General features: G+C 46.4%; 22 protein-coding genes and 1 other RNA gene. 21 read left to right on the forward strand and 2 right to left on the reverse strand.

Features of this window, described 5'->3' with window-relative positions:
• The first annotated feature begins 239 nt into the window (after positions 1 to 239).
• Positions 240 to 1,067, forward strand: a complete 828-nt coding sequence (gene speE, locus IFU39_RS31610) for a polyamine aminopropyltransferase (RefSeq protein ID WP_017691306.1) — start codon at positions 240 to 242, stop codon at positions 1,065 to 1,067.
• Positions 1,068 to 1,082: 15 nt separating this feature from the next.
• Entirely contained in the window at positions 1,083 to 1,952 is an 870-nt protein-coding gene (gene speB, locus IFU39_RS31615) for an agmatinase (protein WP_192136417.1), read from the forward strand.
• Positions 1,953 to 2,377: 425 nt separating this feature from the next.
• Here the strand turns inward: speB and IFU39_RS33340 are convergent, their stop codons facing one another.
• The gene (locus IFU39_RS33340) at positions 2,378 to 2,509 is read right to left on the reverse strand and encodes a hypothetical protein (protein WP_017691304.1); all 132 of its coding nucleotides are present in this window, start codon (positions 2,507 to 2,509) and stop codon (positions 2,378 to 2,380) included.
• A 392-nt stretch (positions 2,510 to 2,901) separates the two neighbouring features.
• On the opposite strand from IFU39_RS33340, the gene IFU39_RS31620 reads away from it, so the two are divergent.
• From IFU39_RS31620 to argS, 5 genes are all read left to right on the forward strand, one after another.
• On the forward strand, positions 2,902 to 4,089 hold the full coding sequence (locus IFU39_RS31620) for a WD40/YVTN/BNR-like repeat-containing protein (RefSeq protein WP_192136418.1): 1,188 nt from the start codon (positions 2,902 to 2,904) through the stop codon (positions 4,087 to 4,089).
• A gap of 218 nt (positions 4,090 to 4,307) precedes the next feature.
• Positions 4,308 to 5,789: an alpha-N-arabinofuranosidase gene (locus tag IFU39_RS31625; protein ID WP_192136419.1), complete on the forward strand. Its 1,482-nt coding sequence runs from the start codon at positions 4,308 to 4,310 to the stop codon at positions 5,787 to 5,789.
• Positions 5,790 to 5,792: 3 nt separating this feature from the next.
• Positions 5,793 to 6,059 carry a DUF6171 family protein gene (locus IFU39_RS31630; protein WP_192136420.1) on the forward strand — a complete coding sequence of 89 codons (267 nt, stop codon included), beginning with the start codon at positions 5,793 to 5,795 and terminating at the stop codon, positions 6,057 to 6,059.
• Positions 6,060 to 6,325: 266 nt separating this feature from the next.
• Positions 6,326 to 6,751: a DUF1934 domain-containing protein gene (locus tag IFU39_RS31635; protein WP_017691299.1), complete on the forward strand. Its 426-nt coding sequence runs from the start codon at positions 6,326 to 6,328 to the stop codon at positions 6,749 to 6,751.
• Complete coding sequence (gene argS / locus IFU39_RS31640; RefSeq protein WP_105602499.1) at positions 6,748 to 8,427, forward strand: arginine--tRNA ligase; 1,680 nt, start codon at positions 6,748 to 6,750, stop codon at positions 8,425 to 8,427. The genes IFU39_RS31635 and argS overlap by 4 nt, the downstream gene beginning before the upstream one ends.
• Before the next feature lie 288 nt (positions 8,428 to 8,715).
• Here the strand turns inward: argS and IFU39_RS31645 are convergent, their stop codons facing one another.
• A complete protein-coding gene (locus IFU39_RS31645; protein ID WP_091020189.1) occupies positions 8,716 to 9,870 on the reverse strand; it encodes a S8 family peptidase in 1,155 nt (384 codons plus the stop codon).
• Positions 9,871 to 10,331: 461 nt separating this feature from the next.
• Between IFU39_RS31645 and rpoE the strand changes: the two genes are divergently transcribed.
• From rpoE to IFU39_RS31715, 14 genes are all read left to right on the forward strand, one after another.
• Positions 10,332 to 10,901, forward strand: a complete 570-nt coding sequence (gene rpoE, locus IFU39_RS31650; RefSeq protein ID WP_091020187.1) for a DNA-directed RNA polymerase subunit delta — start codon at positions 10,332 to 10,334, stop codon at positions 10,899 to 10,901.
• 453 nt (positions 10,902 to 11,354) lie between these two features.
• A complete protein-coding gene (locus tag IFU39_RS31655) occupies positions 11,355 to 12,959 on the forward strand; it encodes a CTP synthase (protein ID WP_076217010.1) in 1,605 nt (534 codons plus the stop codon).
• Positions 12,960 to 13,188: 229 nt separating this feature from the next.
• Positions 13,189 to 13,575: a response regulator gene (locus IFU39_RS31660; RefSeq protein ID WP_091020184.1), complete on the forward strand. Its 387-nt coding sequence runs from the start codon at positions 13,189 to 13,191 to the stop codon at positions 13,573 to 13,575.
• A 260-nt stretch (positions 13,576 to 13,835) separates the two neighbouring features.
• Positions 13,836 to 14,690 carry a class II fructose-1,6-bisphosphate aldolase gene (gene fba, locus IFU39_RS31665; RefSeq protein ID WP_192136421.1) on the forward strand — a complete coding sequence of 285 codons (855 nt, stop codon included), beginning with the start codon at positions 13,836 to 13,838 and terminating at the stop codon, positions 14,688 to 14,690.
• A gap of 147 nt (positions 14,691 to 14,837) precedes the next feature.
• Positions 14,838 to 16,091 carry a UDP-N-acetylglucosamine 1-carboxyvinyltransferase gene (locus IFU39_RS31670; protein ID WP_036607261.1) on the forward strand — a complete coding sequence of 418 codons (1,254 nt, stop codon included), beginning with the start codon at positions 14,838 to 14,840 and terminating at the stop codon, positions 16,089 to 16,091.
• 465 nt (positions 16,092 to 16,556) lie between these two features.
• Complete coding sequence (rho, locus tag IFU39_RS31675; RefSeq protein ID WP_036607258.1) at positions 16,557 to 17,882, forward strand: transcription termination factor Rho; 1,326 nt, start codon at positions 16,557 to 16,559, stop codon at positions 17,880 to 17,882.
• 97 nt (positions 17,883 to 17,979) lie between these two features.
• Positions 17,980 to 19,254: a radical SAM protein gene (locus tag IFU39_RS31680; RefSeq protein WP_091020183.1), complete on the forward strand. Its 1,275-nt coding sequence runs from the start codon at positions 17,980 to 17,982 to the stop codon at positions 19,252 to 19,254.
• 102 nt (positions 19,255 to 19,356) lie between these two features.
• The gene (gene rpmE, locus IFU39_RS31685; RefSeq protein ID WP_036607255.1) at positions 19,357 to 19,554 is read left to right on the forward strand and encodes a 50S ribosomal protein L31; all 198 of its coding nucleotides are present in this window, start codon (positions 19,357 to 19,359) and stop codon (positions 19,552 to 19,554) included.
• Positions 19,555 to 19,700: 146 nt separating this feature from the next.
• Positions 19,701 to 19,968, forward strand: an RNA gene (gene ffs / locus IFU39_RS31690) — signal recognition particle sRNA large type.
• 174 nt (positions 19,969 to 20,142) lie between these two features.
• Entirely contained in the window at positions 20,143 to 21,888 is a 1,746-nt protein-coding gene (gene dnaX / locus IFU39_RS31695) for a DNA polymerase III subunit gamma/tau (RefSeq protein WP_192136422.1), read from the forward strand.
• A gap of 42 nt (positions 21,889 to 21,930) precedes the next feature.
• Positions 21,931 to 22,242: a YbaB/EbfC family nucleoid-associated protein gene (locus tag IFU39_RS31700; protein ID WP_036607248.1), complete on the forward strand. Its 312-nt coding sequence runs from the start codon at positions 21,931 to 21,933 to the stop codon at positions 22,240 to 22,242.
• 36 nt (positions 22,243 to 22,278) lie between these two features.
• Complete coding sequence (recR, locus tag IFU39_RS31705; protein WP_036607246.1) at positions 22,279 to 22,878, forward strand: recombination mediator RecR; 600 nt, start codon at positions 22,279 to 22,281, stop codon at positions 22,876 to 22,878.
• 234 nt (positions 22,879 to 23,112) lie between these two features.
• Positions 23,113 to 23,340, forward strand: coding sequence for a DUF2508 family protein (locus tag IFU39_RS31710; protein ID WP_192136423.1), 228 nt, complete (start codon positions 23,113 to 23,115; stop codon positions 23,338 to 23,340).
• Between the two features lie 34 nt (positions 23,341 to 23,374).
• Complete coding sequence (locus IFU39_RS31715) at positions 23,375 to 23,644, forward strand: pro-sigmaK processing inhibitor BofA family protein (protein WP_036607241.1); 270 nt, start codon at positions 23,375 to 23,377, stop codon at positions 23,642 to 23,644.
• Positions 23,645 to 24,019: the final 375 nt, after the last annotated feature.

The raw sequence follows: 24,019 nt of genomic DNA on the forward strand, positions 1-24,019 counted from the left end.
CTAAAGCGCGTAAGGACGAACAGACGAATGGTCATTGATTCATTGATTAGTCAGACGCTCTGCACGCTCTGGTCAATTTAATCTATATAATGAAGTGAACCGCGGACCTTTCCCGCAGGCCAGCAATTATAACGCGATATGGCGCCGGACGCTGGACGTGCTTGGGCGAACCGATTAGAGTGCACAGCGCTGGATCGGGTATGGCTGATCATTAACTTTACGGAAAGAAGGTAGAGATTATGGAATTGTGGTTTACGGAGAAACAGACCCCGGTATTCGGGATCACCGCGAAGATTAAGCAGACCTATGTTACAGAGAAAACGGATTTTCAAGATTTGGCCATGGTAGAGACCGAAGAATTCGGTAACATGTTGCTTCTTGATGGCATGGTGATGACGACTGTAAAAGACGAATTCGTATATCACGAAATGGCGGCACACCCTGCGCTGAACACTCACCCGAATCCGAAAAAAGTTCTGGTTGTTGGTGGCGGCGATGGCGGAGTCATTCGTGAAGTCATTAAACATGCTGCTGTAGAAAAAGCAGTTCTCGTCGAAATTGACGGTAAAGTCATTGAATACTCTAAAAAATATTTGCCTGAAATCGCCGGCAAGTTGGACGAGCCTAATGTTGAAGTGCTCGTGAACGACGGCTATATGCATATTATTGAACATAAAAATGAATACGATGTGATCATCGTAGACTCCACGGAGCCTGTAGGCCCGGCTGCGCCATTGTTTGAGCGTGGGTTCTACCAAGGCATCTACGAAGCATTGAAAGAAGACGGAATTTTTGTTGCCCAAACGGACAACCCTTGGTTCAAGGCGGATCTGATCCAGAAGGTGAACAAAGACGTCAAAGAAATCTTCCCGATCGTACATGTGTACGGCTGTAATATTCCAACCTATCCAAGTGGTTTGTGGACATTCACTATGGGTAGCAAGAAACATGACCCGCTTGAGGTGGATGAGACTCAAATCCCGGAGATGGATACCAAGTATTACTCTCCGCGTCTGCACAAAGCAGCATTTGTACTTCCTAAATTCGTGGAAGATTTAACGAAATAAAAGGGGAAATCATTAATGAAACTGGATCAAGCTTATTCAGGAAACGTATTTATTTGCAGCTCTGAGGATTATGAGAACTCCAAAGCGGTTATCTATGGCATGCCGATGGATTATACCGTCAGCTTCCGTCCGGGTTCCCGTTTCGGCCCATCTCATATCCGTCAAGCATCGGTTGGACTTGAAGAGTACAGCCCATATCTCGACAAAAGCATTGTAGACATGACATACTTTGACGCTGGAGACCTGCTCTTGCCTTTCGGTAACGCGGGACGCAGCCTTGAAGTAATTCATGAATACATCGGTAGTCTGCTCGCTGACGACAAATTCCCAGTTGGTCTCGGTGGCGAGCATCTGGTTACTTGGCCAGTCATCCAACAGATGTACAAGAAATACCCGGATCTTATCCTGATTCATATTGATGCACACGCTGACCTTCGTGAAAACTATGAAGGCGAGCCATTGTCCCACTCCACGCCAGTACGTAAAGCAGCTGAGTTGATGGGTGGCCAAAACATCTATCAGTTCGGTATCCGTTCTGGCTCCCGTGAGGAGTTCCAGTATGGTCGCGAGAACATCAACTTCTATCCATTTGAAGTGGTAGCTCCAATGAAGGAAGCTCTTCCGAAGATGGGCAATCGTCCGGTATACGTAACCATCGACATCGATGTACTTGATCCGTCTGCAGCACCAGGAACAGGTACAGCAGAGGCGGGCGGCATTACGTCCAAGGAACTGCTGGAAGCCATTCATATGATCGCAGGATCTGATGTAAATGTAGTTGGTTGTGACTTGGTTGAAGTTGCACCAATCTATGATCCAACACAACAGACACAGATTGTAGCTGCGAAGCTGATCCGTGAAATGCTACTTGGATTTGTGAAATAATCACAGAATAATTGATAAAGATAACGCTCTCTGTCTGCGCAGTTTCAAATTAGCGCAGGGAGGGCGTTTTTTGTTCACGTTTATCCCTGTGTCCTCAACTATTCTAGCTTAAGGAACGGAATTGATTGCTGGACCAAAAGTATTCTGGCAAACCAAATAACGAAGTTAAATTAAGTTAAGTTAACTTAACTTAATTTAACTTTTGGAAAGAGCTGTGCTATACTGACTACATAAGTATTCAGTAGTATATTAATTGATATATTACATTCGTGAAGTATATGGTGCTCGGGTTCGGTCATATACTAAAAAGAGCCTTTACCGCTACCAACGGTAAAGACTCTTAGGACCCGAAAGGCTGTGGATTGCCACGGCGCGCATGAACTGAATAATGCTATTCAAGCGAAACCCACCGTTAGGCGCCAACCTTATGAGGTGGGTTTTCGCTTGCTACGAAACTTTTTGCGTAACCAACGGTAAAGCTTTCGTCCACTCAGTACAATACTGAGGATCGCAGCAATCCATCGGATCACATCAAGCAACGCCACAAGTTTGACCATCGACGTCACCCCCTCTCGGGAAGCTGCGCCGTGGTCGGGAAAACATCCACCGATATTCAAAAGTCCATAAAATCAATTATAGCACGTACGTTCCCTTGTCTCTACCATTTATTTCATGTGTTAGTATAGTTCGCACATGCAGATTTCCTGCCTTGGCATGACTCCATCTTAATATTTATCCCTTTTATTAAGTATCAGTTTTGTTATCCTTGCTGTGGGGACGTATCCCATTTAACTTAGAGTACACAACGTTTGTTGATGCACCACCCTTGCCTACATGATCCAATCATGGGTGAAGGTGGTTTTTTTCTTGCAAAATTGTCATAGGGGTTAATCCGATTGTTACGTTAGAACCATCAAATTTGGGTAAAACCATAGAAGGAGGTGTTACGATGACAACCAAGAGTTCAATGACATGGAAACGAATTGGTGCACTCGCATTATCGTTAACGCTGGCTTGGGGAATCGGTCCAGTACATACGCTATCAGGTGCTAACGCTGCATCTTCACAGGCATGTGGAAAGGGAGATCATGGACTCTCTGCTACACTGAAAAAAGGTAGTGGTGTGGAAGAGCAACGATTGCAATTTACCGACATTGATTTTCTAAATGATACGACTGGACGAGCTGGGGGTGAAGGCTTCCTGATCGGCACCTCGAATGCAGGATGTACGTGGCAGTCCATATATACCGGGCAGTGGCAATTCACACAGCTTGATTTTCCGAATAATGTGAATGGATATGCGTTGGCACAAGTGAAAAATTCACCTGCAACCTATCTGATCCGTACCCATGATGGGGGATCGCACTGGACGCGGCTCGATACGCCGGGCATTCAATTCAAGCGAATCGATTTTCGCAATAAAGATGTAGGTTATGGTTACACCTATAATGGTGCATATCAGACGAAGGATGGCGGGGTAACCTGGAGTAGATTGAATACGCCTGCCAACACGCGTGCAGCTGCCTTTGCGACAGAGAAACAAGGGTATGCCGTCGTGGTTGTACCTGGATCGGGATATCATCTGAAGCAAACGAGTGATGGCGGCAAGAACTGGACAACCTCTCTTCGAGTTGTCTCAGACACATGGAGCGGAGCGGATCTGTATGCACATGGCCAACAAGTATGGGCCCTTCTGTATGGTGATGCAGGCATGTCCCAACAATCCTACTCCCTCTATGCGAGCGGTAATCAAGGCAAGAACTGGACCCAAGTATTTGCGCAATCCACAGCAGGGGGAGGTCCTGCACCAGGTACAAACAGTACGGGCAAAGGGAACGGACCAGCCAACCCGGGTGGTCATCCCGGCAACATGGCGTTGATTGGTAATCAGACGGCTTATCTATCTGCGGGTTCACCGGCAGCGGGCAAAGTGGGTATTGGACGTTCTTATGATACAGGTTCCACGTGGAAAAATATTGACCTGAAAGATCCGGGATACAGTTCCCGTATCTCGTTCCCATCGGCCAAGACGGGTTGGCTCGTAGTCACAAGTGATAACTCTCCTTCGATCTATCAGACTATAGATGGTGGAACGACGTGGACACAAAAAATGTTGTTGCCTTCAGAGCAGGATTAAGTAGCCTGTTATTCTGAAATAATAAACGGGCAAATCCAAATTAGAAATGTATAAAAATCAATTTGGTAAGTCTCTGTATGAATTTATATAACAAACAAGCCTCTTCCTAATCAATTACACAGGAAGAGGCTTGTTTGTTTAGAAATAAAAACGGTTGAAACCTACTCTAAAACGAGTTATTGTAAGCGATAACAATACATTATATGGAGGTTGAAATCATGGTTGATGTTATTTTAAAGGCGGATTCGGATCAAGGATTAATAAATCGCAATATATATGGTCATTTTTCCGAACACTTGGGACGTTGTGTTTATGAGGGGCTGTGGGTAGGAGAAGATTCACCTATTCCGAATACGGATGGGATTCGAAATGATGTATTGACGGCCTTGCAGAAGCTTAATATTCCAGTACTTCGCTGGCCAGGCGGTTGTTTTGCCGATGAATATCACTGGAAAGATGGTGTAGGTCCGAAGAGTGAGCGTGCTCGTATGATCAATACACACTGGGGCGGTGTGGAAGAGAACAATCACTTTGGTACACATGAATTCTTGAGATTATGTGAGTTGCTGGGCACGGAGCCATACATCAGTGGCAACCTGGGTAGCGGTACAGTGCAGGAGATGCAGGAATGGGTGGAGTACATCACGTTTGACGGCGAATCGCCGATGGCGAACTGGCGTAAGAGTAACGGTAGGGAAGAACCGTGGAAAATGAAGTATTTTGGCGTGGGAAATGAGAACTGGGGATGCGGCGGCAATATGCGTCCTGAATATTATGCGGATGAATATCGCCGGTATGCTACATATGTACGAAACTATTCCGGGAACGAGATTTATAAAATCGCTTGCGGTCCGAACGAAGGTAACTATGAATGGATGGAAGTCCTGATGCGGGAGGCTGCTCGCTTTATGGATGGAATCAGTCTTCATTATTACACCATCCCTACAGGAGAGTGGAACGATAAAGGCGCAGCTACAGGATTTGATGAGGCTGAATGGTTCACCACCTTGAAAAAGACGCTCCATATGGATGAATTACTGGTGAAGCACTCCGAGATTATGGACAAATATGATCCAGAGGGCAGAGTTGGCATTATTGTGGACGAATGGGGCACGTGGTATAACGTTGAGCCAGGAACTAATCCAGGGTTCCTATATCAACAGAATACGATGCGGGACGCTGTGCTTGCAGGTGTTAACCTGAATATTTTCAACCAACATAATAAACGGGTACACATGGCAAATCTTGCTCAGATCGTCAATGTGCTTCAATCGCTTGTGCTCACGGAAGGGGACAAAATGCTCCTGACCCCTACGTATCATGTATTTGATATGTATCAGGTCCATATGGATGCACAGCGACTGGATTTGAATTATGAAAGCCCAGGATACACATTCGGAGAAGAGACCATTCCGCAGCTCAGCTTATCAGCTTCCCGCAACAAGGATGGGGTCATTCATGTGACAGCTTGTAATCTGAGTCACACGGATGAGTTGGAAGTTGTGTGTCAGCTGGACGCAGCTCAAGCGGCTAAAGTAACCGGGCAGATTCTGCACCATACTGATTTTGGTGCATTCAATACCTTTGAACAGCCGAATCGTGTTCAGCCTGTGGCGTGGGAAGGACTCACACTGGAGAATAACACACTGCGTTTTGTCCTTCCACCAGCATCGGTTGGGGTGCTCGCTGTAGAGGGTTAATGCATGAAAAGGCAGGAAACTTGCAAGGGCTGTAATGATCAGTACGATGTGAAGATTAGCGATGCCAAAATGGCCAGACTTGTGGAGATTGCCTCACGTTCGCGTCCGACGGTACAGGATGAGGAATATGAACGTCGGCTATCTATCTGCTCTGCTTGTCCGGGATTGCAATATGGCACAACTTGTCGGCATTGTGGTTGTCTCGTACAGGTGCGAGCGAAGCTGAGTGAGTCGACATGTCCTTTTCCTTATGAATCGCAATGGGCCTGATCGGATGAACGAATCTTATTATAATGAAGTAAAAGGGAGTTGCACTTTACGGGTGCGGCTCTTCTTTTTTTGGCTTGATGAGGAAAAAACTCTGAATTTGGATTTGAATTGAGCGAGGGAACTGGATATAGTTATACAGTAGAGTGTAGGATAGCGAGCTATCCGGGAATATGAGCGCGTATAGCGACACAACAATACGGGAAGGGCTGTTCTCACCAGCCGTGCCTGATTTTGCGTCGCCTCGAATATAATGGAGGTTAACATTCATGTCGAACATGCGACCGGTACACATCCGGCTGCACAGCCGTTATGAAGGTGAAGATGTGCTGCAGGAAATGCAGGGTGAAGCCGTGTTAAAAGGGTCTGTTCTTTATGTTCGTTATGAAGAACCGCAGGTTGGACCTGAGGGAGGTACAACCCGTACAACATTGAAGCTGGGCGGACAATCCATCAAGATTATACGTCATGGTGAGGTGGAATCGGAGCAGACTTTTGAATTGAATCGGAAGCTTCCTGGTTTCTACCGATCACCATACATGTCGTTTGCCCTGTCCACGCATACACAGAAGCTGGAACTTTCCATTCAGGGATTGAGCGCACGCGCAGCGTGGAGCTACGACTTTTACCGCTTTGATGAAGAATCCGGACATTTCGCGATTAGTTTGCATATACAGGAGGAACCAATTTCATGACACGTAATCCACTAGATACGATTAACGAACGGGTAAGCACGGCCATTGGTAACGCCATTATGGCGGCCGGGATTGTTACGCAGGACGAATTGCCAGCTATCACATTGGAAGTGCCGCGTGAGAAGACACACGGAGACTTGGCGACCAATGCTGCCATGCAGCTGACCAAGATTGCCAAGCGCAATCCGCGTCAGATTGCTGAAGAGATCATTGCCAATCTGAATCTGGCTGAAGCCGGAATCGAGAAGGCTGAGATTGCGGGCCCAGGATTCATTAACTTCAAATTGGACAAGAGTTACCTTTATCCAGTACTTGCGCTTGTGCAGGAGCAGGGTAAAGATTACGGAAGAATTAACATCGGAGAAGGACGTAAAGTCGAGATGGAGTTTGTCAGTGCCAACCCGACAGGTAGCTTGCATCTGGGTCATGCCCGTGGAGCAGCTGTAGGTGATGCACTATGTAACATCCTTGATTATGCAGGATATGATGTAACCCGTGAATACTACATTAATGATGCAGGTAATCAGGTGTTTAATCTGGCTCGTTCCATTGAAGCTCGTTATCTGCAAGAGTTGGGTCAGGATGCTGAGATGCCTGAAGACGGTTATCACGGTGAAGATATTAAAGGATTCGCCAAGCAGCTTGTTGCTGAAAAGGGTGACGAATTGCTGTCCATGCATCCGGGTGACCGTGCGGCTTATTTCCGTGACTTTGGTCTGGAGAAGGAACTGGACAAGATCAAACGTGACTTGAATCGCTTCCGTGTTAACTTTGACATCTGGTTCAGCGAAACTTCCCTGTACGACAACGGAGAAGTGCTGCGAGTACTTGATGAATTGCGTGACCGCAATGAGATCTATGAGCAAGATGGAGCAACTTGGTTGAAAACGATGCAGTACGGTGACGACAAAGAACGTGTATTGATCAAGAACGATGGCACGTATACTTACCTGACGCCAGATATTGCTTATCACCGCGACAAATATGCTCGTGGATACGACACGATGATCAACATCTGGGGTGCCGATCACCATGGATATATTCCACGGATGAAAGCCGCGATGCAAGCACTGGGTAATGACCCTGAGAAACTGGTGGTCTTGATTGCACAGATGGTGAGTTTGTTCCAGAACGGTGAAAAAGTGAAGATGTCCAAGCGTACAGGTAAAGCTGTAACGATGGAAGATCTGATGGATGAAGTCGGGATTGATGCGATCCGTTACTTCTTCACAATGCGCAGCATGGACTCCCATCTGGACTTTGACATGGACCTTGCCATTTCCACATCCAATGAGAATCCGGTATTCTACGTACAATACGCGCATGCACGTGTATGCAGCGTATACCGTCAGGCTGAGGAACAAGGTATTGAACTGCTGCCACTGGCACAGATTGACCTGTCCAAGCTGACAACAGAGCACGAGTATGACCTTCTCCGCAAAATGGGAGAGTTGCCTGAGGAAATCTCGGCAGCAGCAACGGGATATGCGCCTCATCGTATCATCCGTTATGTATACGAGCTGGCATCCCTGTTCCACAGCTACTACCGTGCAGAACGTGTCATTACGGAAGACGCGCAGCAAACTCAAGCACGTCTGGCACTAATCGGTGCTGTGCGTACCGTTATCGCAACAGCGCTTCGTCTGGTAGGCGTAACCGCTCCTGACAAAATGTAAATTCCAGGCTCGCGGCCTATCCGCCGCTCTGCCTAAGGCAAAAAGTCTCCATGTCCACGTTGAAGTTGCAACGTGGACATGGAGACTTTTTTTGTTGTGTACCCGGAGCTGAAGAAAACGAAATGCCTGGTCCATCCAAGGCACACTAACCTGCGCTGACATCACAGTGGGCGTAACCTAGAGTCACAGCCACTACGTAATACTCCCTCGTGCGTATTACCTGGGCAGGGCTACAGCGTTTTCGCCATGAGCCTCAATCAAGTTCTGCTGACGGCTGACAGAGCTGATTCATTCCCCGCCCTCCTGCATTAGCTTCAGGGCATCAATCTCACCACCACGCACCTTGCTTTTTGCTGTGGTAGTCTTGCGAGCGCGCAACGGGATCGTAGCGCGTTTGACGAGTGTCTTGATTTCACTAGGGGATAACCCCGGATGTCTGGAGAGCAGCAAGGCGATAGCGCCGCTCACATGGGAGGTCGCCATGGAGGTTCCGCTCATCTCGTGATGTTTGCCTTGTACCCAGGAGGAGACGATCTTATCACCGGGTGCATAGACATCCACATATGCGCCACGATTGCTGAAGGACGCAATACGTCTGTTTTTGTCGGTTGCCCCAACAGATATGGTCTGGGGATACCGTGCAGGGTAATCAATACTGCGGCGTTTGCCATCATTTCCTGATGAAGCAACAATAACGATTCCAGCATGGTACGCACGGTTGACAACGTCAAGAAGCGCCTTGCTGCGTGTTTTCATGCCAAAGCTCATATTGATGATATCGACCTTGTTGCGTACACACCAGTCGATGCCAAGTACAATGTCGGATACATAAGCCGATCCGTTGTGGTCAAATGCTTTCACCGGATAGATCAGGGAGCGTGGAGCTACACCAATCATGCCTGCGGTACTGTTGGCAGCAGCGATAGTCCCTGCAATGTGGGTGCCGTGTCCGTTATCATCATGAGGAAGCAGGCTGCGGTTTAACAGATTGATTCCGCGTGCCAGGGAATAACGAAGATCAGGATGGTGATAATCAGCACCTGTATCAATCACACCGATTTTAATCCGGTGTCCGGTAGACACAGACCATACTTTGGGCGCCCGAATCTGCTTCACTCCCCAGGGTATGCCTTGAGCATTGCTTGGTTTGCTGTGGAGTGCGGTGGCATGAAGGGAGATGGGAACGTCTGCTTCAATCGTAATTTCATCCCCATAGCGGTATAGGTCCTCCGGGCGTTGGACTGGAGCGATAATGGAACGAGCCAGTCGAGAGGAACGGACAGCCCCAAGGTCTGTGAATTCATTCCGCATTCGGGACAATTCTACGAGACAGGCCTCGTACTGCTGCGGTTTGGCAAATCGGATCAAATATCGCCCTCCCTGTTCTGGTTCAGGGCGTCGCATTCCGTCAATCAATTGATGCAATAAACCAGTATAGTCCATAATGGGCAGCCCCCTTCGGGATGAACATGCTGAGGTATTCTATGAATGCGCTCATCCCGCCGCATGGGGAACTTGCCCTTTTTTTACAAAAACACATTCACTTCGTGTCAAAACGGGCGCAGGGACATATGATGGATGGAGAGCTAGAGGGCTCTTGCGGGGAACCTGGTGAGGAGTAATCCTCCAAGGGTATACAGTCAGAAGGCGGAGGGGACTCCGTCTTTTTTATTATGGAGTTGTCTCTTTGACAAAGAGGGTATTCCTGTGGATTCGATGTCACTTCACGATGAATATATGGACATATTGTTGCTGCTCTCCGCATTTGCGTCACATCCGTACATAAAAACTTGCTTTTTAACGCTAAATAGGTTTTACTTAGGTTTGTTAATGGATATGTTATACGTAACAGTCCAGTTCGTAGGGGTTAAAAAGTGAATTTTGTGTGAGAGGAAGTGTCTGCAGTGAGTACCTCGCTCAATTTGAAAATTGATAAAGAAAAGGTAAAAGAGATCCCTTTGGTGGACCTTGCCTTTATGGTGCTGAAAGCGGCTAATACGCCGTATTACTATCGTGACTTAATGAATGAGGTAGCGAAGCAGCGCGGAATGACTGATGAAGAAATCAACGAGTTTATCGCCCAGCTATATACCGAGATTAATATCGATGGCCGTTTTGCTTGCGTCGGTACAAGTCTGTGGGGCTTGAAGCGCTGGTATCCGGTAGCTGGAACAGAAGATTCCATGACGGGTGCGAAGCGTCCGCGTATCATCAACGATGAAGACGATGATCTGGAAGATGAAGACTTCGGTGAAGAAGAAGACAGCTATAGCAGCGATGAAGACTTCGACAGCACGGATAAAGACGAAGAAGAAGACGAAGAAGAGGAAGAAGAAGACGACATCTTTGACGAAGAAGACAGCGAAGAAGAAGTGCTGGTTGAAGATGACGATCTGGAAGATGAAGACCTCGAAGAAGACGAAGAAGAGTCCGAAAACGAGGATGAATTTGACGACGATTCTGATAATCGGTAGTCATTTTTGACGTCTATAATTTACCCGTTTCCCCGGAATAGTCAGCCTTGACAGCAGACGGGGTAACGGGTAAACTATTGCATGGGCTTATGAATGAGCGACAATATATTTATGTTTTTTATAGAAGGTGCCCCGTCCTGCGGGAGTACTTTTTTTTGTATTTTTAGAGGCATAATTTTGCAAAAAGTTTTCATTTCCGCATGCTCCCGGCCAACATTTCGTGGCCCGTTTTTGTATATCAAAAACACGAAATGAAATGATGGCTACCGGAATGTTTGCACCATTTTTTGCTGTAGAACAACGTGTATTTAAACCGTCTTCGCAGAAAGAGCAGTTCGCAGATGCAGGGAATTTCTGCCATTGCTCTTTTTAACGATGATTACCTGGGAAACAGGTTACGATAACACCATATATCGCCTGAATTTCTGTACTTATATTAGGAGGGTAATAACAGTGACAAAGTATATTTTCGTGACGGGCGGAGTTGTGTCCTCCCTGGGCAAAGGGATTACGGCTGCTTCTCTGGGCAGATTGCTGAAAAACAGAGGGCTTAAGGTAACGATCCAGAAATTTGATCCATATATTAACATCGACCCGGGAACAATGAGTCCTTATCAGCACGGCGAGGTTTTTGTAACGGATGATGGCGCGGAAACGGATCTGGATCTTGGCCACTATGAACGTTTTATTGACATCAATCTCTCCAAAAACAGCAACGTCACGACTGGTAAAGTATACTCTTCCGTCATCAGCAAAGAGCGGCGCGGGGAATATCTGGGTGGAACGGTACAAGTTATTCCACACATTACGAACGAGATCAAAGAGCGTGTATTCCGCGCTGGACGTGAAGCGGGTTCGGATGTGGTTATTACGGAAATTGGCGGAACAGTGGGCGACATTGAGAGTTTGCCTTTCCTGGAAGCTATCCGTCAGATCAAGAGTGATGTAGGTCGCGACAATGTGATGTACATCCACGTAACACTTATTCCTTATATCAAAGCAGCTGGTGAAGTGAAAACAAAACCAACGCAACATAGTGTTAAGGAATTACGCAGCATTGGTATTCAACCGAATGTGATTGTATGCCGTACGGAGTATGAATTGTCTAAAGACATGAAAGCCAAGATCGCTCTCTTCTGCGACATTGATGAGAATGCCGTGGTTGAATGTCGTGATGCAGACACGTTGTATCAAGTACCTTTGAACCTGCGTGAAGAAGGCTTGGATGAGATCGTGGTAAATCACCTGAAACTGACTACTCCTGCACCGGATATGAGCGAGTGGGAAGGGCTGGTTGACCGGATCAACAAGTTGGAGCATACAGTTGAGATCGCTATTGTTGGTAAATATGTAGCGTTGCATGATGCATACCTGAGTGTTGTTGAGTCGTTGTCTCATGCAGGATTTGCATCCAATGCTGATGTGAAAATTCGCTGGGTTCCTTCTGAAGATATTACGGATGAGAATGTAGGCGACTTGTTACATGGTATTGGCGGTATCCTTGTTCCTGGTGGATTCGGAGATCGTGGTATTGAAGGTAAAGTATCGGCAATCCGTTATGCTCGTGAGAAACAAATTCCGTTCTTCGGTATTTGCCTGGGTATGCAGGTTTCCGTTATTGAGTATGCACGTTCCATCGTTGGTTTGAATGGTGCGAACAGTTCCGAAATTAATCCGGCTACGGAATTCCCGGTGATCGACCTGTTGCCTGAGCAAAAAGATATCGAAAATCTGGGTGGCACGATGCGTCTGGGTCTGTATCCTTGTAAGCTTCAGGAAGGTTCTTTGGCGATGGCTTGTTATGATGATGAGCTGGTGTATGAGAGACACCGTCACCGGTATGAGTTCAACAATGAATACCGTGAAACGATCGAAAAAGCAGGACTGGTTATCTCGGGTACATCTCCGGATGGACGTCTGGTTGAGATCGTGGAACTTCCAGGACACCCATGGTTCCTGGCGGTACAATTCCATCCGGAATTCACTTCCCGTCCGAACCGTCCGCAACCATTGTTCCGTGAGTTTGTAAAAGCTTCTCTGGAGAATGCGCAGAAGTAATACATGGTTTTATTGTTTAACGTAATAGATATTGGGGATGTTCCTGGCAACCATAGCGGATGCCAGAACATCCCTTTTTTTGCGTAAAAAGCAGATGGATATGCTTTTTGTCATTTTGTGAATGTAGCAGGATTTTAATGGAAGAGGTAGAATACTTATCATGACGACTATGGGATAGTTATCCAGATTCAAAGATGTACATGCTTTCCTAATTCTAGGAGGTTACAGAGTGGAAGATAAAAAAGTTTTGATTGTTGATGACCAGAATGGTATTCGAATCCTGTTAATGGAAGTGTTCAGCAGTGAGGGGTATAACACGTTTCAAGCACCCAACGGCAAGGTTGCTCTGGAGATTGTGAATAATGACAAGCCTGACCTGGTATTGCTCGATATGAAGATTCCTGGGATGGACGGTCTGGAAATCCTGAAGCATATTAAAGATATTGATCCGGGTATCAAGGTCATCATGATGACCGCTTATGGTGAACTGGACATGATTAAGGAAGCAACGGATCTCGGAGCGCTCATGCACTTTACAAAACCATTTGATATCGACGAGATGCGAGTGGCTGTGAATATGCAACTTCGCAATGGTACCGCCAATAAATGCAGCTGAATCCTGTTGATACAGGATTTTTTTGCGTGTGGAGAACACAGAAGGTACTTGGTGGGAGAATGGGGTATTTCACTCCTTCATCCGGGGAATATTGGAAATGGGGAAGTTATAAAGAGGTGTCTATGAAAACTGTGCTGCAAAGCACAGCATTTTTGCAAATGCTTGTTTAGTATTTGACATGGGATGTGGTATAATAAGCCCGTATGTGATTTCGGCTAAAAACCATAGACACAACCCAAACCCCTAGGAGGATTGAAACCATGCCATTAGTATCTATGACAGACATGTTGAACAAAGCACTTGAAGGAAAATATGCAGTTGGTCAATACAACATCAATAACCTTGAGTGGACTCAAGCGATTCTTGGTGCTGCTGAAGAAGAGAAATCCCCAGTAATCCTGGGTGTATCCGAAGGCGCAGCACGTCACATTGGTGGCTTCTACACTGTAGTTAAAATGGTAGAAGGACTCATTCACGACATGAAAATCACTGTTCCAGTTGCAATTCACCTGGACCACGGTTCAAGCTTCGAAAAGTGTAAAGAAGCGATCGACGCTGGATTCACATCCGTAATGATCGACGGTTCCCACCACTCTATCGATGAGAACATCGAAATGACTAAAAAAGTTGTTGAATATGCACACGCTAAAGGCGTTTCTGTAGAAGCTGAAGTAGGTACTGTAGGTGGACAAGAAGACGACGTTATCGGTGGTATCATGTACGCTGACCTGAACGAGTGTATCCGTATCGTTAAAGAAACAGGTATCGATACATTGGCACCAGCTCTTGGTTCCGTACACGGTCCTTACCATGGCGAGCCTAACCTGGGCTTCAAAGAAATGGAAGAAGTTCGTGACGCGGTACAAGTTCCACTCGTATTGCACGGTGGTACAGGTATTCCTAAACACGACATCGACAAAGCCATTTCCCTGGGTACGTCCAAAATCAACGTAAACACAGAGAACCAAATTGCTTTTGCAAGAGTGGTTCGTGAAGTGCTTGCAGCTAAACCAGACGCTTACGATCCACGTACATTCATCGTACCAGGCCGTGAAGCAATTAAAGAAACCGTTAAAGGTAAAATCCGCGAGTTTGGTTCTAACAACAAAGCGTAATTTATCTTTACCAGTTCCATACTGTGAAATGGAAAAACACCGCCTAGCCGGTGTCTTTCCATTTTCACACCTTATTTCTACATCGGAAGCCAACAGCACGTATTGCCGTTCATCGGCTGCAAAACACGTAGGGGGACATTAAGCTTTATGGAAAAATTGATGATTAGTGGCGGACGTCCGTTACAGGGAACTGTAACTATAAGCGGCGCCAAGAACAGCGCCATTGCGCTTATTCCTGCAGCATTGCTTGCCGAGTCAGAAGTCGTGTTGGACAACCTGCCGCTTTTGAGTGACGTGGCGGTTTATGCAGAAATTTTGGAGGAACTCGGAGCACATGTGACTTGGGAAGGCAGTCAGATGAAGATAGACCCTTCTGACATCAAATCCATTCCTATGCCGAATGGTCCCGTGAAGAAGCTTCGTGCTTCGTATTATATGATGGGTGCATTGCTAGGGCGTTTCAAAGAAGCGACCATAGGTTTACCAGGGGGCTGTAATTTTGAGCCTCGTCCAATTGATCAACATATCAAAGGGTTTGAAGCGCTTGGCGCAACCGTAACAAACGAACATGGCTCCATTCATTTGCATGCCAAAGAGCTGCGCGGAGCAAAAATCTATCTTGATGTAAGCAGTGTCGGCGCAACCATTAATATCATGCTGGCGGCTACTCGTGCCAAAGGCTCTACAATTATCGAAAACGCGGCTAAAGAGCCTGAGATTATAGATGTAGCAACACTTCTGAATTCCATGGGTGCCAGCATCAAGGGTGCAGGTACCGAAACGATCCGTATTGAAGGGGTCTCGGAGCTTAAAGGCTGCCGTCATTCCATCATTCCGGACCGTATCCAAGCAGGTACGTATATGATCGCTGCAGCGGCGACGCGCGGAGATGTTCTGATTGACAATGTGATTCCCAAACATCTGGAAGCTTTAACGGCAAAGCTTCTGGAGATGGGTGTTGGCATTGAGGAATTGGATGAAAGTATACGTGTCATTGGTAAACCAAGCTATAACCATGTGGACGTGAAGGCACTTGTATATCCTGGTTTTCCAACGGATCTACAGTCACCAATGACAAGTGTTTTAACACAGGCAACTGGTGTGAGTGTCCTGAGCGACTTTGTATACAGTAATCGATTCAAGCATGTGCCTGAGTTAGTGCGGATGGGTGCAAAGATTCGAGTAGAAGGACGGTCAGCGATTATTGAAGGCAGTGCATTAAACGCGGCCAAAGTAAAAGCATCCGATCTTCGCGCTGGAGCAGCACTGGTGATTGCAGGTCTCACCGTCAGTGAAGGTGTGACTGAAGTGACGGGGGTCGAATATATTGACCGCGGTTATGATCATCTGGTGACTAATCTGCGCCTGCTCGGTGCAGATGTATGGCGGGAAACTGATTAATAGGAAACGTTATGCATGATTCAGTCCTACACATGTTTATTTTAACTGAACTGCATATCTTTTTGATGATTAGGTAAACCTGTTTTAATAGAGTTCTCAGCCTCTCCGGCATAAGACGAAATGTTTCTGTTTCCTTTACCGGAGGGTCTTTTTTTGAAATAAACTTCATATGGCTGTAAGAACATCATTTCTCATCCCCAACCCCCGGTTTTGTTTGAACTGCGCTCCATAGCCGGTCTATCCGGATTGATCGCCTCAATGCATCGTTCACTCAATAGCGGATCTTGCCGAATGTTGGCCATCCCACCCGGAAACTTACACTCAAAGACAAGTATTTGCATTATAACGGTTACATTCCGTACAATGGACAGAAGGGATTGTGGCAGACGCCGCTCTCTATAGCCGGAACATCTAGCGAAACTATCCATTTCACACGGACTTATTAATTGAATAGGTGGTTATTATATGGATCTACAAATTTCCGATTTGGAAGAAATGAAACTAACGGACCTCTACAAACTGGCCAAAAAATATCAGATACCTTACTATGGTACGTTAAAAAAGAAAGAATTAATTTTTGCTATACTACGTGCACAAGCAGAACAAAGCGGCCTGATGTTCATGCAAGGCGTACTCGAGATTTTACCTGAAGGTTATGGATTTCTTCGGCCGATTAACTACTTGCCAAGTACGGAAGACATCTACATCTCAGCTTCTCAGATTCGCAAGTTTGACCTAAGAACAGGTGACCTCGTATCAGGTAAGTGTAGAACGCCTAAGGAAAACGAGAGATACTTCGGTTTGTTGCAAGTCAACGCTGTAAATGGTGAGAATCCATCGGCGGCTGCAGAGCGACTTCACTTCCCGGCACTAACCCCACTGTATCCGCAGAAAAAACTGGTTCTCGAAACATCCCCCAACCATTTGTCCACACGCATTATGGATGTGCTCGCCCCGGTAGGATTGGGACAGCGCGGATTGATCGTAGCACCTCCCAAAGCGGGTAAAACGCTTCTCCTCAAAGAAATTGCCAACAGCATCTCAACTAACAATCCTGAAATTGAACTGTTTGTCCTGTTGATTGATGAACGTCCAGAGGAAGTAACGGATATGTCGCGTTCGGTAAAAGGGGAAGTTGTGGCTTCAACATTTGATGAACTGCCTGAGAATCATATCAAGGTGGCGGAACTGGTGCTTGAACGTGCGCTTCGTCTGGTTGAGGCTAAAAAGGATGTCGTTATCCTGCTGGATAGCATTACACGTCTTGCCCGTGCATATAACCTGGTTATTCCACCATCCGGTCGTACGCTTAGTGGTGGTATTGACCCAGCTGCATTCCATCGTCCGAAACGTTTCTTCGGTTCTGCCCGGAATGTGGAAGAAGGCGGAAGCTTGACCATCCTGGCAACGGCATTAATTGATACCGGTTCACGTATGGATGACGTCATTTATGAAGAGTTTAAGGGTACAGGTAACATGGAGCTCCATCTGGACCGTCGTCTGGCAGAGCGCCGCATATTCCCGGCAATCGACATTCGTCGTTCCGGTACACGTCGTGAAGAAGTGTTGCTCAGCAAGGAAGAGTTGGATACAATCTGGGCGATTCGTAAAAACATGAATGATTCCCATGACTTTGTTGAAGGATTCCTGAAAAAACTTCGTAACAGCAAGACAAATGCAGAGTTTTTGGCGGCATTTGATTCGGCTGGTAACAGCCCGACAAGTAATTCGGGTACAACAACAACCCGTCGCTCACCTAGACAGACAGCAACGTCAGGTACATCGACGTAAGTCTCGTTCGACTAATCACTTTCTTTTTGCAGCAATGCTGTGAATGTTACAATACACTCGTCGTTAGGTTTAACCCATTAGATGTGAGGAGAACATCATGTATTTAGTATACGCAGATGAAAAAGGTAATGTATTTGATCATCCTTCCCTGTACGGGCTTGCCCGCAGTGGAGATATGATCGTTGAGATTATGGAGGATGAGTTGATTCCTCTGCCAGAAGGTGCAACGTTGGTTGGACTCCCGAGTACCCGGCCCATTGGTATGGACCCAGACACCGGTGAGATGCTGCCAATGCCAACAGACACACAGGCTGTAGGTGCATTGCTTCCACAGGGATTCACTCGTTTGTGTCTCCCAGGGTATGTGAAGACGGATAAGGAGTATAAGTTGCCTTTGTTCGGTTATTCCGCAGTGGTTTGGAAAGATGGCGGTTTCTATGTTACGGCTTCGAAGTCAGATAGTCCTGACCAATGGAATCCGCTTAACTGTGATCGTGACGATGTGCGTTCCGGGGTTAAACGATTGACGGAGCAATACCCCGAGAACCGTCTCTACACCCATCTATCCAACTGTGCGCTTGGATATGAATGTCTAACTTCATCCAACACGTTCCTGAATCGTTGGGAAGGTGGAGTGCCGGTATCCTATTCTTGCAATGCGGGCTGTTTCGGGTGTATCTCCGAGCAACCGGATGATAGCGGCTTTGTTTCCCCGCAGACACGTATGAACTTCCGACCGCGTGTGGATGAGATTGTGGAGGTTATGATGGAACACCTGAAGACGCCGGAGTCCATCATTAGTTTTGGACAAGGTTGTGAAGGGGAGCCTTCCACGCAGGCCAAGCTGATTATTGAAGCGATTCGCGAAGTGCGTTCCGTAACGGACATGGGGTATATCAACATTAATACCAATGCCGGTCTGAATGATCACATTAGAGGTATTGTAGATGCTGGATTGGATCTGATGCGCGTAAGTACAATTAGTGCACTGGATGACCATTATAACGCCTACTATAAACCGCGTGGTTATACCTTAGCCAATGTTGAGAAGTCGATGAAATACGCAGCGCAGCAGGGCGTATACACGTCCATAAACTATCTGATCTTTCCAGGTGTAACAGATCGTGAAGAAGAGATTGAGGCGATGATTGAGTTTGCAAGAAGAACCGATCTACGCTTGATTCAGATGCGTAATCTCAATATTGATCCAGAGAGCTATCTGGAATTAATTCCTCCTGCTCAAGGTGATATCTTGGGTATGAAGCAGATGATTGAGATTTTTGAAGACGAGTTGCCTGATGTTGTGATCGGATCGTATACCCATGTTCCGCCAGCTGGAATGGCACGTCCAAAACGGTTGATTACCTTATAACAATAATGGATTGCAACAGGCACAAGGCCGTGTTATAATCTCAGAGTTGTGCCATTTACTCTGGGTCCGCTTGAGGCTCAGGGCGGAAAGAGGTGAAAGGTAATGAAAGAAGCAATTCATCCTAATTACACGATTGGTCAAGTATCTTGCGCTTGCGGGAATACTTTTGAGACAGGTTCGGTTAAAGACGGACTTCGTGTAGAGATTTGCTCCGCGTGCCACCCGTTCTTCACAGGTAAACAGAAGTTTATCGATGCTGGCGGCCGTGTTGATCGTTTCAAAAAGAAATACGGAATCTAATAGGACAATTCTTGGAGTTGTCTGCTAATCGCATCCAACACACCCCTGCTGATCTGGCAGGGGTTTTTATATGTTATATGTAAGCATAATCGCATTCACGTTCCTCTGGTTGCAATTTGGATAACCTTACGTTATACTATTTCTTACCGTGCTAGATGGGGAGGTAGCGGTGCCCTGTAACTCGCAATCCGCTATAGCGAGGTTGAATTCCTGCTAGAGGTTTTGCCGATGTGAGGTTTGGTCCCTAAACGTGGTGTTGACGGTTGGGTCCTCCGCAATGAGTACTCATGAACCTGGTCAGGTCCGGAAGGAAGCAGCCATAAGTGAGATCACTCTTGTGCCGGAGGGTTGCCTAGCCCGAGCTATTGTTCAGGGGTGCCACTTGGATCGCAAATATCGATAGCAGGTGCACGGCTTACCTTTTAAATGTAGAGACCTTTGCAGTTGTATGTATGCAGAGGTCTTTTTGATATGTCTTAATAAACCACGCATGAATGAGTCAGATAAAGTTTGGATTCACCCTAGAATATAGTATAATAGGGGAACGACAAAGGACTCGAATGCGAAGTGGAAGGAAGGTAACGCATCATGGAGCATATCGCGTTATACCGGGCTTGGCGTCCCCAGTCGTTTCAAGATATGGTGGGGCAACAGCATATTATTCAGACCTTGCAGAACGCGATTCGTGAACAGCGGACTTCCCATGCCTACTTATTTAGCGGGCCCAGAGGAACGGGAAAGACAAGTGCCGCCAAGATTTTGGCCAAAGCTGTGAACTGCGAACGTGGGCCTGCGCCTGAACCTTGTAACGAGTGTGAAGCTTGCCGCAGAATTACGACTGGCGCTGTGATGGATGTGCAAGAGATTGATGCTGCATCCAATCGGGGCGTTGAAGAAATCCGTGATCTTCGGGAAAAGGTTAAATATGCGCCAACCGAAGTCCGGCAGAAAGTCTATATTATTGATGAAGTACACATGCTGACAACGGAGGCATTCAATGCTTTGCTCAAAACATTGGAAGAGCCACCACCACATGTGATGTTTATTTTGGCAACAACAGAACCACACCGCCTTCCGGCTACCATTATATCGCGCTGTCAGCGATTTGATTTTCGCCGGGTATCCCTGGAAGAGCAGACAGCAAGACTTACACTGATCTGTGAACAGGAAGGCATGGAAGCGGACCAAGATGCGCTCCAATACATTGCCCGTTTATCGGACGGTGGAATGAGGGATGCACTTAGTGTGCTGGATCAGATCTCTTCATTTACGGATGGACGAGTAACGTACCAGCAGGTCATGGACATGACGGGTGGAATTGCTTCAGAGCAATTTGCCAAATTGGCTGCTTCGCTGCTCAAGGGTGATGTTGGTCATATTTTGCAGATGATTGAAGGTTTCATGCATGAAGGAAAGAGTGCAGACAAATGCATGGAGAATTTACTGTATTATTTCCGTGATTTGCTTATGATTAAGATGGTGCCTGGTGCAGACAAACTGACGGACAGGGTACTTAATCCGGAAGCTTTCCGTGATATGGCGGAGTCATTCACCAAGGAACAACTGTTCCACATGATTGACACCCTTAATCGGTACCAGAGTGAAATGAAATATGCAGTACAACCACAGACATTATTTGAAGTTGCATTGCTTAAACTGTGTAGTATTCCAGCTCAAGGTGAGGCTTCTGTTCAGGTGGGAGCTTCAGCTCATGCAGCACCTGCTGATGGGGGAGAGATCAACCGCTTGAAGCAGCAACTTGCTGAGTTGGAGAAGAAGTTGGATCGTGCGCTTAAAAGTGGTTTGTCTGGTGGAGAAGGTGCATCGAGTGCTCCATCTCGTCCGGCAACAAGGGCCCCTGTATCGAGAGGCAATTCGCCTGCGAAGCTTCCTGCACAGTTGGATCAGTATGTTGCGCGCAAGGGAGCCCCTGAGTTCGCAGATATCAGCAAAAAATGGAGTCAGATCCTGCAACGAGTGAAGGAAGAGAGGGTTACCGTTCACGCCTGGTTTGTGGATGGTGAGCCGGTATCATTGCTTGAAGACAATGTGTTGGTTGCTTTTAAAAACAACATTCACCGTGAAACAACGGAAAAGCAGGCTAACCGTGAAGTCATTGAGCGGGTGTTGTCCGAACAGCTTGGGCGACCTGCACGATTGGTGACGATGATGCTCAAAGATTGGACCGGAGCAATGGAGGGAGCTCCTGAAGCGCCAAAGGAGGACTTTAAGCTTGAACCTGAGCATGAAGACGGCGGTTCAGGCAACAAACAGCCTTGGATTGATGAAGCCATCCAGCTCTTTGGTGAGGACCTTGTAGTGATCAAAGAATAATGCGCATAGCGCGATAACCATAACAAAAGGAGATGAACAATTATGAACAACATGAACCAAATGATGAAACAAGTGAAGAAAATGCAGGAGCAAATGCTGAAAGCACAAGAGGAACTGGCGGACAAAACAGTCCAAGGTACTTCTGGTGGCGGTGTAGTGACGGCTGAAGTTAACGGACACAAGAAATTGCTTGCTATCACGATCAAACCTGAAGCGGTAGATCCGGAAGATGTTGAAATGTTGCAAGATCTCGTTATGACAGCTGTTAATGATGCAATGGCCAAAGCCGATGAGATTGCCAACAAGGATATGGGCAAGTTCACAGGCGGCATGAATATTCCGGGATTATTTTAATTAAAAAATTGATCCTGTCAAAGGAGACGCAATCGATTGTATTATCCCGAACCAATAGCCAAGCTGATTGATGCCTTCACCCGGTTGCCGGGTGTGGGTCCCAAGACGGCAGCGCGTTTAGCTTTTCATGTGCTTAACATGAAGGAAGATGACGTTATCGATTTTGCCAAAGCGCTCGTAAGTGTGAAGCGTAATCTTCATTACTGTTCTGTATGTTGTAATATCACTGATACGGACCCGTGTCGCATCTGTCAGGATAAGTCCAGAGATGTCTCTGTAATCTGTGTAGTTCAGGATTCGAAAGATCTGGTGGCCATGGAGCGCACCAAGGAATTCGATGGATACTATCATGTGTTACAGGGCGCGATTTCACCTATGGAGGGAATTGGCCCAGACGATATTCGTTTGAAGGAACTCCTGGTTCGATTAAGTGATGAACGTATAAAAGAGATCATATTGGCAACGAACCCCAATATTGAGGGTGAAGCTACAGCAATGTACATCTCCCGGTTGGTGCGTCCGTTTGAAATCAGTGTGACTCGAATTGCGCATGGATTGCCTGTAGGTGGCGATCTTGAGTATGCGGATGAAGTGACCCTTTCCAAAGCGTTGGAAGGGCGCAGGGAGATGCGTTAGTGTGATCAATTTGTATTACACAGCGGACTTCCTTGGAAACTTCTGATGCTAAATAAGTTTCGATGTGCAAAGAGAGCCTTAGGGCTCTCTTTTTTTTTGTGAAGAAAATGAATGCCTGAGTTCTAAGTTTGTCCTTTCCCTGATAAGTATGAGAATATGCTGTGCTGATCAGGAGGAGGAGAGTTTATGTTTTTGTGGCGAAATACACGGAACTCGGTAGAGAAACACAACAGAATGTTGAAGGAACTTGAGGCGGATCAGATCTATGCAGATATTCAGATGGCTAAGCAGGAATGGGAACGGGCTATGAGACAGTTTGAAGATGCACAGGGGCAGGATGAGATTGATTATGCTATTTATGTATTGGAGGCAGCTGAGCGGAAGTACCAGATCCACTTGAGAAGAGCAAAGCGAGCCAGAGCGAATGATGATGTTGCATCACAGCGAGGGGGTAGTATGTAGAGTCACGTTTACATTAAACACGGAGGTGTAATATATGAAGAGTATCATACTGGGAAGTGTATTGGTTATATCGTTACTGGGGCTTATCGTTATTTTATTCAGAAAGCGGATAGGGTTATCGTTTTTCACGTCATTTGGAATTCATCTGGTGCTGGCTGCAGTAGGGATATATATCGTGAATTATTCCGGCTGGATTACAGGAACCTACATCCCGCTGAACCCAGCAACGATAGGGACTGTAACTGTTTTGGGATTGCCAGGTGTGGGGCTATTATTAGGGTTGAAAATTTCTTTGTTCGGATAGTTGACTCATAGGATATTTATATGGTACATTATATCTCGTTGCTTTGCTTGCTTGGTTAGATGCTTTAGATGAAATGAAGGAGTTCATTACGAACTTCGAAAAAGAATTTCAAAAAAACACTTGACCAAAACAAATGAAGTGTGATATATTATAAAAGTCGCCGCTGAGAGAAAATGGTGACGAAAAAACGAGTTTGATCTTTGAAAACTGAACAACGAGTGAGTAAACATTCTGCTTGCAGAATGAACGCGAAAGTTGGAAACAAGCCTTGGCTTGGATCAACTGGAGCACAAATGAGATTTTTAATCTCGTCAGATTCAAAATGAGCTTATCGCTCTTTTCAATACTTTATTGGAGAGTTTGATCCTGGCTCAG

Origin of the sequence: Paenibacillus sp. CFBP 13594 (genome assembly GCF_014842675.1) — a bacterium.
GTDB lineage: Bacteria > Bacillota > Bacilli > Paenibacillales > Paenibacillaceae > Paenibacillus > Paenibacillus amylolyticus_B.

Bases quoted from the DNA above. Each gene is read 5' to 3' on its own strand.
- speE (WP_017691306.1), top strand. From the start codon at position 240: ATGGAATTGTGGTTTACGGAGAAACAGACCCCGGTATTCGGGATCACC.
- speB (WP_192136417.1), top strand. From the start codon at position 1,083: ATGAAACTGGATCAAGCTTATTCAGGAAACGTATTTATTTGCAGCTCT.
- IFU39_RS33340 (WP_017691304.1), bottom strand. From the start codon at position 2,509: ATGGTCAAACTTGTGGCGTTGCTTGATGTGATCCGATGGATTGCTGCG.
- IFU39_RS31620 (WP_192136418.1), top strand. From the start codon at position 2,902: ATGACAACCAAGAGTTCAATGACATGGAAACGAATTGGTGCACTCGCA.
- IFU39_RS31625 (WP_192136419.1), top strand. From the start codon at position 4,308: ATGGTTGATGTTATTTTAAAGGCGGATTCGGATCAAGGATTAATAAAT.
- IFU39_RS31630 (WP_192136420.1), top strand. From the start codon at position 5,793: ATGAAAAGGCAGGAAACTTGCAAGGGCTGTAATGATCAGTACGATGTG.
- IFU39_RS31635 (WP_017691299.1), top strand. From the start codon at position 6,326: ATGTCGAACATGCGACCGGTACACATCCGGCTGCACAGCCGTTATGAA.
- argS (WP_105602499.1), top strand. From the start codon at position 6,748: ATGACACGTAATCCACTAGATACGATTAACGAACGGGTAAGCACGGCC.
- IFU39_RS31645 (WP_091020189.1), bottom strand. From the start codon at position 9,870: ATGGACTATACTGGTTTATTGCATCAATTGATTGACGGAATGCGACGC.
- fba (WP_192136421.1), top strand. From the start codon at position 13,836: ATGCCATTAGTATCTATGACAGACATGTTGAACAAAGCACTTGAAGGA.
- IFU39_RS31670 (WP_036607261.1), top strand. From the start codon at position 14,838: ATGGAAAAATTGATGATTAGTGGCGGACGTCCGTTACAGGGAACTGTA.
- rho (WP_036607258.1), top strand. From the start codon at position 16,557: ATGGATCTACAAATTTCCGATTTGGAAGAAATGAAACTAACGGACCTC.
- IFU39_RS31680 (WP_091020183.1), top strand. From the start codon at position 17,980: ATGTATTTAGTATACGCAGATGAAAAAGGTAATGTATTTGATCATCCT.
- rpmE (WP_036607255.1), top strand. From the start codon at position 19,357: ATGAAAGAAGCAATTCATCCTAATTACACGATTGGTCAAGTATCTTGC.
- dnaX (WP_192136422.1), top strand. From the start codon at position 20,143: ATGGAGCATATCGCGTTATACCGGGCTTGGCGTCCCCAGTCGTTTCAA.
- IFU39_RS31700 (WP_036607248.1), top strand. From the start codon at position 21,931: ATGAACAACATGAACCAAATGATGAAACAAGTGAAGAAAATGCAGGAG.
- IFU39_RS31710 (WP_192136423.1), top strand. From the start codon at position 23,113: ATGTTGAAGGAACTTGAGGCGGATCAGATCTATGCAGATATTCAGATG.
- IFU39_RS31715 (WP_036607241.1), top strand. From the start codon at position 23,375: ATGAAGAGTATCATACTGGGAAGTGTATTGGTTATATCGTTACTGGGG.